The organism is Haloferax sp. Atlit-6N, from assembly GCF_003383195.1.
Taxonomy (GTDB): domain Archaea; phylum Halobacteriota; class Halobacteria; order Halobacteriales; family Haloferacaceae; genus Haloferax; species Haloferax gibbonsii.
Genome location: NZ_QEQJ01000001.1, coordinates 420,587 through 434,058, shown reverse-complemented (window position 1 = coordinate 434,058; position 13,472 = coordinate 420,587). Strand labels below are relative to the sequence as shown.

Below are 13,472 nucleotides of genomic sequence, written 5' to 3'. Positions count from 1 at the left end.
GCGCAACACACACTCACATACTCGCGCAATTTCGCCACCGGGCCCCACGATATCTGTTTTCTCGAACCGAGAGTGAGCGCCCTCGGTGCTCGGCCCTCGTCGAGTGATGTTCGTCCTCGACGCGGCGGGCGTCGTCGTCCACGCGGGAGAGGGATTCGCGGCACACCTCGGGACGGACACCGAGGCGCTCCGCGGGCGACCGTTTTCGGACCTCCTCGCCGACGGGGACTGGCCGGAGGTTCGCGAGGCCGCGGACGCCGTGCGAGCGGCGAGCGGGTGGGAGAGTCGTCGGTGCCGCTGCCGGCTCTCGGGAGTCGGCGGCGGGGCGACCGGAGCCGTCGGGGTCGAAATCGAGTTCGCCCCGTACCCCGGCGGGGAAGTCGGCAGTGGCGGAGCCGGTGACGGAAGCGGAGACGCCGACAGCGTCGCCACGGGTGCGGGCCGGGTCGTCGGCGCGGTCTGTCGCGAACTGCCGGAGCCGGCGGCCGCGCGACTGCACACGGAGCGCGACCGGTTCGACCACCTGTTCGACCTCGTCGACGACGCGGTCATCGAGTTCGAAATCGTCGGCGTCGAACCGATTATCCGGGCGGTCAATCCGGGGTTCGAGGCCGTCTTCGGCTACGACGCGGCCGAGGTACGCGGCGAGTCGCTCAACGACTTCATCGTCCCGCCGAACGCCGACGACGAGGCGGTCGACTTCGACCAGCGGACCGCCGACGGCAAGGCCAACCACGCCATCGTCACCCGCCAGACCGCGTGGGGGAGACGGGAGTTCCTCTATCGCGGCATCCCCTACAGCCGCGGCGACGGGAGGCGGTACGGGTTTTCCATCTATTCGGACATCACCGGTCAGCGCCGCGCCAGAGAGCACCTACAGGTGCTCCAGCGCGTCCTCCGGCACAACCTCCGAAACGAGATGAACGTCGTCCTCGGCATGGCGGAAGAGATACGCGAGGCGACGGCGGACCCGCGCGTCGACCACGCGGCCGCGCGAATCGCCCAGCACACCGAAACCCTCCTTCGGGTCAGCGAGAAGGCTCGGACCGCCGCCGCCGTCCTCGACGACCAACGACCCGACGAGGTGGTCGACGCGACCGCGACGGTCCGCGCGGTCGTCGAGTCGCGGCGAACCCGATACCCCGCGGCGACGTTCGACCTCGACCTCCCCCCGTCGCTCCCGGTCTCCGTCGGGCCGAAACTCGCGCAGGCGCTCGCCAACGTCGTGGAGAACGCGCTGGAACACACCCCCGAGGACGTGACGGTCCGCATCGAGGCGGCGGCGTGCGAGAACGACGCGACCCTCCGCATCAGCGACGACGGCGACGGTATCCCCGAAATCGAGTGGGCCGCCGTCTTCGGCGACGAGGACATCACGCAACTCAGCCACGGTTCGGGGCTGGGGCTGTGGGTCGTCAAGTGGGTTGTCGAGTCCGCGGGCGGCCGAGTCGACTACGACCGAAGCGACGGGTGGAGCACCGTCCAACTGGCGCTTCCGCTGGCGGACGAGGCGCGGTGCTGACTGTCCCGGAACCCCGCCAAAACTACTATGAGGTGACACGAACGACGACGATTCGTGCCCCCCATCGTTCCGTCGCCCGCGGAGGCGACGCTGTTCTTCGTCCCGGTCGTCGTCCTCGTCGCCACGTCGCTTTGGGTCTCGCAGAACGCCGCCGCCCGCGGCCACGGGTTCCCGAACCTCCTCGGGGCGCTCGTCGCCTTCGTTCCGGTCGGACTGGTCGCGTACCTTTTGTTTTTCGTCAGCGGGTCGTCGAGGCGGCGACCGGCGTCGAGGACCGAACGCGCCGCGCTCGCCGTGATGCTCGCCGGTGTCGCCTCGTACGTCGCCGGCGCGTTCACGCTCCCGCCCGACCCGTTCACGCAGGGGCGCTGGCTCATCGTCGCGTTCGTCGCGCTCCTGCCGGTCTCGTACGTCGTCGTCTATCGGCGAGGCCACCGCGTCGTCACGCGACCCGTCCGTCGCCAGATTCGAGCGCGCATCGGGCGCGAGTGACGCGGACGGTCGCGTTTCGGTCGCGTTTCGGTCGCGTTTCGGTCGCGTCAGTTGCGCCTCGGTCGCGTCGGGTTAGTGGCCGGTGGCGTGCCTTTTATACGCGGCGGGCGGGTACGTGAGTGTATGCCTCAGTGCGAGATGTGCGGCTCCGACCAAGCCTCTCTGAAGACTGTGAAGGTCGAAGGCGCAGAACTGCAGCTGTGTGACGACTGCGCCGAGTTCGGCACGGAGGTCCGCACCGAGTCGACTTCCAGCGCGAGCACGAAGTACTCCACCTCCTCCTCGTCGGGCTCGAACTCCTCTCGCTCCTCGGGGTCGTCTTCCTCCTCGTCGTCGAAGCGGCGTCGCCGCGACATGTTCGACGACATGGACGAAATCGCGACCGACTACGACGACCGCATCCGGCAGGCGCGGGAGTCCCGCGGAATGAGCCAAGAGGAACTCGCCCAGTCGCTCAACGAGAAGGCGAGCCTCATCCGCAAGCTCGAACGCGGCGACATCATGCCGCCGGACTCCGTCCGGAAGAAAATCGAGCGCAAGCTCGACATCTCGCTGGTCGAAGGCGAGAGCGACGACGACTCCGAGTGGTCCGGCGGCGGCTCCACGACGACCACCCTCGGCGACGTGGTCAAGCGCAAAGACTGACGCGACCCCGCCCCAGCGACTGCCGCCGACGCCGACACCGCCGATGCCGGTGCCGACGGCCCGTCCCGGGAACCGCGCGGCCGAATCCCCCGTTCCGTTTATCACGATTTTCCGCCCGCGAGACGCCGTCTCGTGGCAATCGCGGCCCCGAAAACCAATTTATTAGTCTCGCCGGACGCGACTTCGACTGTGTTCATCCTAGTCAACCTCAAGGCGTACCCGTGTGACCCGATCGAAGTCGCCACCGCCGCGCGCGACGTGGCCGAGGAGTCCGGCGTCCGCATCGCCGTCTCCCCGCAGGCGGCCGACATCTCCCGCGTCGCCGACACCGGCGTCGAGACGTGGGCCCAGCACGTCGACCCGAACGGCCACGGCAGCCACACCGGCAGCACCCTCGCCGAGGCCGTCGCCGAGGCCGGCGCGGTCGGCACGCTCATCAACCACTCCGAAAAGCGCCTGAAGCTCGCCGACATCGACGGCTCCGTCCAGGCCGCCGAGCGAGCGGACCTCGAAACCTGCGTCTGCGCCAACAACCCCGCCCAAATCGGCGCGGTCTCCGCGCTCGGCCCCGACTCGGTCGCCGTCGAGCCGCCGGAACTCATCGGCGGCGACGTCTCCGTCGCGACCGCCGACCCCGGCATCGTCACCGACGCCGTCGACGCCGCGGCCAACGTGGACGACGACGTCGATGTCTACTGCGGCGCGGGCATCTCGACCGGCGACGACGTGGTGACCGCCGAGGAACTCGGCGCGTCCGGCATCCTGCTCGCCTCCGGCGTCGCCAAGGCCGACGACCCGCGCGCGGCGCTCGAAGACCTCGTCTCCGGACTGTAAGCGCGTCAAAACTCTCCTTCCGACCGACGGCCCGCGTGTCGACGTCTACTCGCCGTCGGCTTCTTCTTCGACGAACGACGCCTCGATAGCCGCGACCGTCTCCCGGAGTTCGTCGTCGCCCAAGAGGTCCGCGTACTCGTCGCTCACGAGGTCCGGCAGCGCGTACTCGTACTTCCCGCGGCCGGCGTGGCGGATGAAGCCCGCCCGGCGGAGCGACCGGTTCCGGCCGTAGGCGAGGTGCTGGTCGCCGGTCTCGCCCGCGGCGACGTGGGCGGCGAGCGGGTCGGAGATGCCGCGTTCCCGGTAGTGCGCGAGCATTCCGTGGTGGACGTCTCCCAGCGCGTTCACGATGGCCGTCATGCGGTCGACCACGTCGCGGCGGCTCTCCGCGCCCGGCGCGGGGTGGAGTTCCGCCGGCTCGAAGTCGCCCATCTCGGCGGCCGCCATCCACGACTCGTCGTCGGCCGGCGCGGCCGCAGCGCCCGCGTCGCCCGCGCCGTCGGCCTCCGCCTCGTCGCTCTCGGAGAGCAGTCCGTGCGTCGGCCACGGCGGCCCGGACGGCGCTTCGAGCGGTCGCCGAGGCGGTGTGTCGCCGGCGTTCTCGGTCCCGTCGCCGCCCTCAGCGGCGGCGTCGGCCGCCGCGTTCGCCACGTCGCCGTCGGTGGCCTCGTTGTACTCGCCGAGCGCGGCCTGCTTTTCGGTGGGGCGGTTGAGGTTACGGCCGTCGCCGCCGCGGTAGGGCGCTTCTGCCTTCTGGAACATCGCCTGCGCGAACTGGTCGGCCATCCGCGAGAGGTCTCGCGCCTCCTCCAACTCGCGTTCGAGCTGTCGAATCTTCGCGTCCTTCTTGTCTATCTCCTGTCTGAGGTCGGCGATGCGGCTCTCCTGTCTGGCCTTCTCGTCGGAGATCTCCTTGAGGTCGGAGACGAGGTCGCCGTCGACGGACTTCAGGTCCGGACGCTCGAAGTCGTCGAGGCCCGGCGTCGCGCCCGCGTCGAACGTCTGTTTCTTGTGGAACTGCACGCGTCGAATCGACTCGGACCAGTCGGTGACGAGGAAGCCCTCGCCGTTGCCCATGTCCTCGATGGCGTCGGCGTACTCCGACCCGAGGATGCGCCCGACGACCTTGGTGTCGTTGCGCCACGTGAGGCGGTGCCAGACGAGCCAGTCGCACTGGGTGATGAAGTCCTTTTTCACGTCGGCGGGGCGCTGGGAGATGCCGACGACCCCGAGGCCGTGTTTGCGACCGCGCTTTCCGATTTTGATGAGCATCTTGCCCGCCTCGTCCATCCCGCCCTTCTCGGGGATGTACTCGTGGCACTCCTCGATGAGCATCAAAAACGGCTTCTTGAGCTTCTTCTCCTTCGCGAAGAGGTGTTTCGCGACCTCCGTCACCAGTTCGTCGGAGGCCGCGTCGTCGAGGTAGCCGGACACGTCGAGGATGATGGGAACGTTCTGTTCGAGCGCGAGCGTGGCGAGTCGCTCCGCGTGCTCGGGGCTCACCTGGATGTCGCACTCCTCGTCGGCCCCGGCGTGGAGCAGTTCGAACTCCTGTTTGAGGCCGTAGTACTCGCCGTCCGTGTCGACGATGAGCACCGGGAAGTTGGCCGACAGCAGGTTCTCGATGATGACCGACGCCGTGTTCGACTTGCCCGACCCGGACTTGCCGGTGACGAACCCCCGACCGGTGAGGATGTCGACCACCGGCAGGTCGACCGTCGTCCCCGGCTCTTCGACTCCCTCTCCCCCTGGACCGTCGCTGATCTCGGCGACCGAGATGGTTTCCGTGTCCGAATCCGTCATCCGGTTTGGTGGACTCCCTCGGAGGCCATAGTTCCTCCCCCTCGCCCCGTCGGTCCCGCGGCGTCAGTCGAACTCGACGAGCGACGACTGGCCCTCGTGCGAGCGGGTTCCACCGCCGGCGTTCGGGGGCTCGTCGTCGCTGGTATCGTCGCTGGCGCCGTCGCCGACGCGGTCGTCTGAGATGTCGTCGCCGCCGGCCCCGGCCGACTCCCAACCGTCGAGGCTCGACTGGTCCGCGTCCGCGAACGAGAGCTTCGAGACGCGGACGCCGAGCTTTCGGACGGTCGTCTCTTCGAACTCGGCGTCGAGTAAGTCGAGCGCGACCGACTCGACGAGTTCCGGGTCGTCCACGGGCCCGGAAAGCGACGTCGCCCGCGTGTTGATGTCGAACGGCGGGACGACCACCTTGATGCCGATGGTCCGGTACATCGCCCCGCGGGAGTTCGCGCGGTCGGCCACGTCGGCCGCGAGGGCGCGGACGACCTCCCGCTTGTCCCCGATGTCGTCGGTCGGCTCGGTGAACGCAGACTCCCGCGAGAGGCTCTTGGGCCGGCCCGTCGGCGTGACCGTCCGGTCGTCGTAGCCGCGGGCCCGCTCGTGGAGTTCGCGGCCGCGGGAGCCGAACTCGGCTTCGAGGACCGAGGCGTCGGCCTCGGCGAGGTCGCCCGCCGTCTCGATGCCGAGCGAGCCGAGCTTTCGGGCCGTCACGGGGCCGACGCCGTGGACCTCCTCGACAGGGATGGGTGCGAGAAAGGACCGCACCTCGCCGGGGCGGACGACGACCAGCCCGTCGGGCTTGTCGAAGTCGGAGGCGATTTTCGCGGTCGACATGTTCGGCGCGACGCCGATGGAGGCCGCGACGCCGACCTCGCGGGCGATGCGCTGTTTCACGTAGCGGGCGAAGCCCTCCGCCAGCGTCCGGTCGCCCGAGGCAGCGAGGTCCCACGCGGTCCGGTCGGTCACGTCGAGGTAGGCCTCGTCGATGCTCACCTCGCGAACCACGTCGGCGCAGTCGTGGAGAATCGCCTTCACGTCGGCGGCGACCTCCTTGTAGAACTCGAGGTCGACGGTGCGGTAGTGGCCCGCCGCCGCGGGGTCGCCGTCGGGGCCGAGACCCTCGATTCGCGGGAGGCGTTCGAGCGCGGTCGAAATCGGCTGGGCGCTCTCGACGCCGAACTCGCGGGCCTCGTAGCTCGCCGTGGCGACCGCGCCGTGGCCCTCGCCGGGTTCGTAGCCCATGCCGACCACCACCGGCTCGCCTTCGAGCTCGGGCTCGCGCAGGCGCTCGCAGGCGGCGTAAAAACAGTCCATGTCGACGTGAAGGACGATGCTGTCGGGGCCGTCGTCGGCGGTCGTGCCCGGCAGCGTCTCCTCCGCCATGGTCGAGGGGACGGGCGCGACGTACCTGAAGCTTCAGATAGCGCGGCGAAAGTAAAGCGACGGGGAAGGACGCGGCGGGTCGGTCGCGGCGGACGAAATCGGTCGCGTTACTTCAGTCGCTCCTGCAGGAACGAGGGGTGTGCGGCCGTGACGCCGTCGATAGACAGAATCTCGTCGGAGATGACGTCGCCGAGGGAGTCGCCGTCGACGGCGCGGACCTCGGCCATCAGCATGTGGTCACCGGAGGACGTGTACAGCGCCTCCACCGAGTCGAGTTCCTTGAGGATGCGCGTGACCTCGACGTAGCGCTCGCTGGTCGCGTCGATGCCGACCATGGCGATAGACTGCCCGGCGAGTTTCTTCGGGTCGATGTCGGCCGAGTAACCGATGATGACGCCGTCGTCCTCGAGTTTTCGGATGTACTTCCGAACCGTCGGCTTCGACACGTCCGCCCTGTCTGCGATCTGGGCATACGACGCCTTCGCGTCTTCCTCCAAGACCGCGAGGATGCGTCCTTCCGTGGACGTGGTTTCCATGCCCGTTGGTTTTCCGACGGGAGAAAAATATCTTGCGAATCCGAAAAGGGTTCTCGGTCACATCGAACCGGCGCGGCCGCCGGCCGTGAACCGAGCGCCGACTACCGCGTCGTCGGCGTTACTTGTGCTTGTCGAGGAAGTTGTCGAACGTCCGCTCCCACTCGTAGGAGTCGTCGAAGTAGCGCTCCGCGAGCGGCTCTTCGGGCATCTCGCCGATGCGCTGTTTCTCCTGCTGGTAGGACGGGCGGTCTTCGTCGACGTAGTACCGGCCGGTGAGGACGGTGCCCTCGTGGAGGGCGTTCTCCGTCTCGAACATCATCTCCGAGGCCTCCGAGCGGTTCGTGTTGTCGAACTCGTAGTCTTCGGAGTCGTTGATGTCGATGTACGGGACGTACTGACGGGCGTCCTTGTTCCACGTCGGACACTGCGTGAGGAAGTCGACGTGGGAGAAGCCGTCGTGCTGGATGGCTTCCACGATGATGTCCTTCGCCTGGTTCGGGTTGACGGCGGCCGTCCGCGCGACGTACGACGCCCCGGCGTTCAGGGACATCGAGAGCGGGCGGAGCGGCGTCTTAGCCGAGCCGTGGGGCTGGGTCTTCGACTTGTGACCCATCGGCGACGTGGGCGAGGTCTGGCCCTTCGTGAGGCCGAAGATCTCGTTGTTGAACACGATGTAGGTGATGTCGTGGTTCTCACGAGCGGTGTGCATGAAGTGGTTGCCACCGATGCCGTAGCCGTCGCCGTCGCCGCCGGCGGCGACCACGGTCAGACCGGGGTTCGCCAGCTTCGCGGCGCGGGCGATGGGCAGCGAGCGGCCGTGGATGGTGTGGAACCCGTAGCTGTTGAAGTAGCTGTTGAGCTTGCCGGAACAGCCGATACCGGTCGTCACCATCATCTCGTCGGGCGAGAGGCCGAGTTCGGCCGCCGCGCCCTTGAGCGCCTTGAGGACACCGAAGTCACCGCAGCCCGGACACCACGTCGGCTGGGGTTCGAGTCCGGGGGTGAACTCGTTTTGGTCCTGCTCCGTTTCTTCACCGATTGCGCTGAATGCACTCATGATTTATTCACCCACCTTGGGGACGAACTTCGTGCGGTTGTCTGGGAGCTCCTCGCCTTCGAGGAGCGCCGTCTCGAAGCCCTCGACGATGTCGGCGGGCTCGAACGGGTTGCCGTTGTACTTGAGGAGGCTCGACATCTGGTCGCCGTAGCCGCCGAGTTCCTTGGAGATGAGTCCGCGGAACTGGGCGGAGGCGGTCATCTCGACGACGAGCGCCTCGTCGACGCTGTCGAGGAAGTCCGCGACCTGCTGTTTCGGGAACGGCATCATCTCGGAGACGCCGAGGACCTTGACCGAGTGGCCCTTCTCGTTGAGAACGTCGGCGGCCTCTTCGACGGTGCCCTGCTGGCTGCCGAAGGTGATGAGGCCGAGGTCGGCGTCTTCGTCGCCGTAGACCGTGTTGAACTCGCCGTCGGCGTCGAGTTCGGCGCGGATGTTGTCGACCTTCTGCATGCGGCGGTTCATCTGCGCGACGCGGTTCTCGGGGGACTCCGAGATGTGACCCGCGGGCATGTGCTCGTTACCCGTGGCGAGGTAGCGACCGCCCTTCTGGCCCGGCAGCGAACGCGGCGAGACGCCGTTTTCGGTGTCGTGCTGGAAGCGCTGGTACTTGCCGGAGTCGTCGTGCGGCGCGTCTTCGAGTTCCGCTTCCGTCAGGACCGAACCGAGGTCGGCGTTCGGCTCCTCGTCGAAGACCGACGCCGGGACGTTCGAGAGTTCGCCCCCGAGCTTCTGGTCGTAGAGGACGATGGACGGAATCTGGTACTCGTAGGCGATCTGGAACGCCTTGCGCGTCTGGTAGTACGCCTCGGCGGCGGTCCCGGGCGCGAAGACGATGCGGTGGGAGTCGCCCTGCGAGGTGTACAGGACGTGTTCGAGGTCGGACTGCTCGGGCTTCGTCGGCATGCCCGTCGAGGGACCGGCGCGCATGGCCTCGACGAGGACGAGCGGCGTCTCGGTAATCTCCGCGAGACCGAGCGGCTCGGACATGAGCGAGAAGCCGCCACCGGAGGACCCGGACATCGCCTTGACGCCCGCGTGGGAGGCACCGATTGCCAGCGCGGCCGCGGCGATCTCGTCCTCCACCTGCTCGGAGATGCCGCCGAGTTCGGGGAGGTTCTGGGTCATGATGGTGAAGACTTCCGTCCACGGGGTCATCGGGTAGCCCGCGATGAAGCGGCAGCCTTCGTCGATGGCACCGTACGCGATGGCGTCGGAGCCGGAGAGAAGCACCTGCTCTTCGTCGTGTTCGCCGGTCGGCGCGGACACGTCGGGAGCCTCGACGTCGTACTCCTCTTGGACCATCTCGTAGGCGTCGTCGAAGACGGTCAGGTTCGGTTCGAGAATCTTGTCCGGCATCGCGTCCGACATCAGGCTCTTGATGACGTCGGGTTCGATGTCGGCGATGGCGCACGTGACGGCGACACCGGCGGTGTTGCGCATGACCTCGCGACCGTGTTCGCGGGCGATGGTGCGCAGGTCGATGTCGTAGACGTGCCAGTTGTTCTCCTCGACGCGCTCGTCGAAGTCCTCGATCTCGGAGGCGTCGAGCAGACCGGAGTCGTAGACGATGACGCCGCCTTCGTTGAGTTCGTCGAGGTTCTCCGAGAGCGGCTTGATCTCCTCGTTGCCGTAGTAGGCACCTTCGCTCGGGTTGCGGGCGAAGGAGTCACCGAGCGCGAGGAGGAAGTTGTACCCGTCGCCGCGAGACTTGACGGGGTCTGCGCTCACGCGCACTTCGGTGTACGTGTGGCCACCGCGGATGCGCGATGGATAGTGGCGATGCGTGAAAACGTGTAGCCCCGCTCGCATCAGGGCTTTGGCGAAGTTCTGGCTCGTCGAGGCGATACCGTCACCGGAACCCCCTGCGATCCGCCAGATAAGTTCGTGGTCAGTCATATGTTGAGCTCACGGCCCCGCTGGGGCGCTACCTGAAAAGTTGGGGAGGGTCCGATTAAAGACTTTGCTATGGATTAACAAGGAAAGATAATGAAGGACTTAATATTGTTAAACTGACTCACCCTCCCACCGTCAAAAGTGGACGAACGGGCTGTCACGCCCGCCGAATAGAGTGAACGATAACGCGGAATCGGATTCGCTACTCGTTGTCCGGACTGGACGGGTGGTACGGCGTGTCGTACTCGCCGGCCTGCCCGTCGAGGCGGTCGGGGTTGATGCGTCCGCCGAGGAGCATGAAGTCGAGGATGGTCACGTAGAGCATCGCCTCGACGACCGGGACGCCGCGGGGCGGGAGGACGGGGTCGTGCCGGCCGACGACCTGAATCTCCTTTTCCTCGCCGGTCTCCCAGTCCACGGTCCGTTGCTTCTTCGGGATGGACGTGGGCGCGTGGAGCGTCAGTTCGCCGTACACCGGTTCGCCGGTCGTGATGCCGCCCTGGATGCCGCCGTGTTTGTTGCCGACCGGACGGGGGTCGCCCTCCTCGTCGAACTCCCAGTTCTCGTTGCGGTCGTGGCCGGTCCACTCGCGGGCCTCGCGGCCGAGACCGAACTCGAACGCCGTCGTCGCCGGCACCGACATGAGCGCCTGCCCGAGTCGGGCCGAGAAGGAGTCGAACCGCGGCGCGCCGAGGCCGCGAGGGACGCCCTGCGCCTCGAAGTATATCGAGCCGCCGATGGAGTCGCCTTCCTTCTGGTACTCCTCGATGAGTTCCTGCATCTCCGCCGCGGTCTCGGGGTGCGCACAGCGCACGTCGTTTTCCTCCGTGTGCTCGCGCAGGTCGTCGAAGGAGACCTCCGGCGCTTCCACGTCGCCGATCTGGTTCACGTGCGCCTTCACCTCGATGTCGTAGTCGCTCTGCTCGATGACCTGCTTGGCCACCGCGCCGGCGGCGACCCAGTTCACCGTCTCGCGCGCGGACGAGCGCCCGCCGCCGCCCCAGTTGCGCGTGCCGAACTTCGCCGAGTACGTGAAGTCGCCGTGGGAGGGCCGCGGCGCGGTCACGTAGGGCTCGTACTTGCCCGAGCGGGCGTCCTTGTTCTGGACGACCATCCCGATGGGCGTGCCCGTCGTGTAGCCGTCCTGCACGCCGGAGTTGACGACGACGGCGTCCGGTTCGCCGCGGCTCGTCGTAATCATCGACTGGCCCGGCTTCCGTCGGTCCAGTTCGTGCTGCACGTCTTCGACCGAGAGCTCCACGCCGGCGGGACAGCCGGACACCGTGACGCCCATCGCGTCGCCGTGGCTCTCGCCGTAGGTGGTCATCCGAAAGAGACGACCGAATTCGTTGCCGTTCATTACCCGCCCCTCGGGTGGCCGCCCATTTAGTGTTTGTAGAAAGGTGCAATCGTGGGCGGTGGTTCGGCGACCCCACGTTCATGGTCGACGACGACGAATCCGCCGTATGGAACCGACGCCCCCCACCGGCCCCGCCGCCTCCGACCTCGACTCCGACTCCGACGCCGCGTCCGGACTCCGCGGCCGCTTCGAAGCGGCGTTCTGGGAGCGCCACGCCAACCCGTGGAGCGCCGGCACGCGAATCCTCGTCTATCCCGTGTTGATGTACGCGGTCTACCGACGGAACCGCCGGCTCTTTCTCGCCGCCGTCGCGTTCACCGCGGTCAACCCGGTGTTGTTCCCGCGGCCCGCGCGCACGGACAACTACCTCAGCCGAATCGTCCTCGCCGAGCGCGAGTGGCTCGACGCCGAGCGCGGGACGATGGGCCTCGACTACCCGAACGTGCTCAACGTCCTCAACGTCCCGGTCACGCTCTACGCCTTCGTCTCGGCGATTCAGCGCAACCCGGTCGGCACGCTCCTCGGTACGCTCGGCGTGATGGTCCTCAAGCTCTGGTGGGTCGACGCCGTCGTGCGAGAGACGGGCGTGACGGGCCACGGCCCCGAGGAAGCGAAGTCACCGGAGTGAGTCCAGTGTCGCCGTGGCAAACGGAATCAGCATCTCGTCGGGGTGGAGTCCGCCGTGCATGCCGACGAAGCCGAGGTTCCCCGGCTCCTCGTCGCCGTACCAGACGCCGAGGTTCCGGTGGACGACCACGAGGTCGCCGAGTCGTCGCTCGAACGTCGGCGAGGGGGCGGGGCCGAACAGTTCCCGCTCCAGCACCTCGCGCTTCCGGAACACCCGCGCGTCCAACTCGGTCGTGAGCAGGTCGTAGACCGGTTCGATTCGGTCGTCTCTCAGATGGAGGTGGACGTTCCGCGGGCTCCCCGAGAACCGAATCGGCGTCCCGTCCGTGAGCGTCCGCAGGTCGGAGACGAGGTCGAACGGCGGCTCCGAGAGGTCGGGGTTGCGCTCGGGGTCGGTGTCGACGAGGCCGTGGTCGGCGGTGAGACAGACGAGCGTCTCGCCCGCGTCGTCTTCGTCGGTCGCTTCCGCGAGCGTCGCTATCGCGTTCTCCACGCGGTCGAAGGTCTCGTCGACCGTCTCGCGGTACGCCTCGGAGTCGACGCCCTCAGTGTGCGCCACGGCGTCGGTCTGCGGAAGGTACGCGAAGACGTAGGACGGGTCCACGGCCGACTCGACCGCCTCCTCGAAGGCGTCCGAGAACGTCGAGAGGTCCTCCGGGTCGTAGGTGTGCGGGACCGTCTCCTCGGACGGGAACGGCGTCACGTGGTGCGTCTCGACGCCCGCGGCGGCGAGGTCGGGATAGACGCTCTCGCAGTCGGCCACGTCGGCGCGGTCGATTCGCTCCGGCTGGGTGCCGTCCTTCCGGAGGAAGGGCAGCGCCTCGAACATCTCGTCGGCGTCGGGGTCGTAGACGTTCCAGCCGACGACGCCGTGCTCCGACGGCAACGCTCCCGAGTGGAACGTGTTCATCGCGGCGGCCGTCTCCGACGGGAAGACGGTGGTGAGCGGGGTGACGCGGCCCGCGCGCTCGAACTCCCGGAGGAAGGGAATCCGATCGCGCTCGCCGTCCCACTGGGCGAGGCCGAAGCCGTCGACGAGGAAGACGATCACCCGTGACACGTCGTCGTAACCCGCGGTGGCTTCGGCGGGGAGCCGCGGTCCGACGTCCGCGCCGAGCAGGTCGGCGAGGGTCCCCGGAATCCGCGAGAAACACCAGTCGTCGTAGGCCGGCAGGAGATAGTCGCCGTCCGACTGTCGCTCGCGGAGCGCCTGCGCGTCGGCGTCGAACATACCACGGTCGGCGTCCGGGCGGGCGAAAAAGATTTCGTCGGCCGGGGGCTCGGTGCCGCTCTGGCCAGCCGAGGTGGGCGGTGCGCCCC

At 67.8% G+C, this 13,472-nt stretch carries 12 protein-coding genes; 5 read left to right on the top strand and 7 right to left on the bottom strand.

What is annotated here, in order from left to right:
* The first annotated feature begins 106 nt into the window (after positions 1 to 106).
* The 4 genes from DEQ92_RS02165 to tpiA all read left to right on the top strand — a co-directional run bounded on the left by DEQ92_RS02165 (position 107) and on the right by tpiA (position 3,493).
* Entirely contained in the window at positions 107 to 1,522 is a 1,416-nt protein-coding gene (locus DEQ92_RS02165; RefSeq protein ID WP_115820667.1) for an ATP-binding protein, read from the top strand.
* 54 nt (positions 1,523 to 1,576) lie between these two features.
* The gene (locus DEQ92_RS02160; RefSeq protein WP_115804781.1) at positions 1,577 to 2,014 is read left to right on the top strand and encodes a hypothetical protein; all 438 of its coding nucleotides are present in this window, start codon (positions 1,577 to 1,579) and stop codon (positions 2,012 to 2,014) included.
* Positions 2,015 to 2,137: 123 nt separating this feature from the next.
* Positions 2,138 to 2,659, top strand: coding sequence for a multiprotein bridging factor aMBF1 (locus DEQ92_RS02155; protein WP_081909201.1), 522 nt, complete (start codon positions 2,138 to 2,140; stop codon positions 2,657 to 2,659).
* Positions 2,660 to 2,848: 189 nt separating this feature from the next.
* Entirely contained in the window at positions 2,849 to 3,493 is a 645-nt protein-coding gene (gene tpiA / locus DEQ92_RS02150; RefSeq protein WP_004977244.1) for a triose-phosphate isomerase, read from the top strand.
* Between the two features lie 45 nt (positions 3,494 to 3,538).
* Here the strand turns inward: tpiA and DEQ92_RS02145 are convergent, their stop codons facing one another.
* The 6 genes from DEQ92_RS02145 to aroC form a co-directional block, all read right to left on the bottom strand.
* Positions 3,539 to 5,296, bottom strand: coding sequence for a helicase HerA domain-containing protein (locus tag DEQ92_RS02145; RefSeq protein ID WP_050458982.1), 1,758 nt, complete (start codon positions 5,294 to 5,296; stop codon positions 3,539 to 3,541).
* Between the two features lie 63 nt (positions 5,297 to 5,359).
* Complete coding sequence (gene dinB / locus DEQ92_RS02140) at positions 5,360 to 6,676, bottom strand: DNA polymerase IV (RefSeq protein WP_115804783.1); 1,317 nt, start codon at positions 6,674 to 6,676, stop codon at positions 5,360 to 5,362.
* A gap of 107 nt (positions 6,677 to 6,783) precedes the next feature.
* Complete coding sequence (gene lrpA1 / locus DEQ92_RS02135; RefSeq protein WP_004043634.1) at positions 6,784 to 7,212, bottom strand: HTH-type transcriptional regulator LrpA1; 429 nt, start codon at positions 7,210 to 7,212, stop codon at positions 6,784 to 6,786.
* Positions 7,213 to 7,330: 118 nt separating this feature from the next.
* Complete coding sequence (locus DEQ92_RS02130; RefSeq protein WP_004977240.1) at positions 7,331 to 8,269, bottom strand: thiamine pyrophosphate-dependent enzyme; 939 nt, start codon at positions 8,267 to 8,269, stop codon at positions 7,331 to 7,333.
* Between the two features lie 3 nt (positions 8,270 to 8,272).
* Positions 8,273 to 10,168: a 2-oxoacid:acceptor oxidoreductase subunit alpha gene (locus DEQ92_RS02125; protein ID WP_049905225.1), complete on the bottom strand. Its 1,896-nt coding sequence runs from the start codon at positions 10,166 to 10,168 to the stop codon at positions 8,273 to 8,275.
* A gap of 199 nt (positions 10,169 to 10,367) precedes the next feature.
* A complete protein-coding gene (aroC, locus tag DEQ92_RS02120) occupies positions 10,368 to 11,525 on the bottom strand; it encodes a chorismate synthase (RefSeq protein ID WP_004977238.1) in 1,158 nt (385 codons plus the stop codon).
* A 106-nt stretch (positions 11,526 to 11,631) separates the two neighbouring features.
* Between aroC and DEQ92_RS02115 the strand changes: the two genes are divergently transcribed.
* Positions 11,632 to 12,153 (top strand): DUF6653 family protein, encoded by a 522-nt coding sequence (locus tag DEQ92_RS02115; RefSeq protein ID WP_049968400.1) that lies wholly within the window; start codon positions 11,632 to 11,634, stop codon positions 12,151 to 12,153.
* Here the strand turns inward: DEQ92_RS02115 and DEQ92_RS02110 are convergent.
* A complete protein-coding gene (locus DEQ92_RS02110; RefSeq protein WP_115820366.1) occupies positions 12,142 to 13,383 on the bottom strand; it encodes an alkaline phosphatase family protein in 1,242 nt (413 codons plus the stop codon). The two genes, DEQ92_RS02115 and DEQ92_RS02110, sit on opposite strands and share 12 nt — an antisense overlap.
* Positions 13,384 to 13,472: the final 89 nt, after the last annotated feature.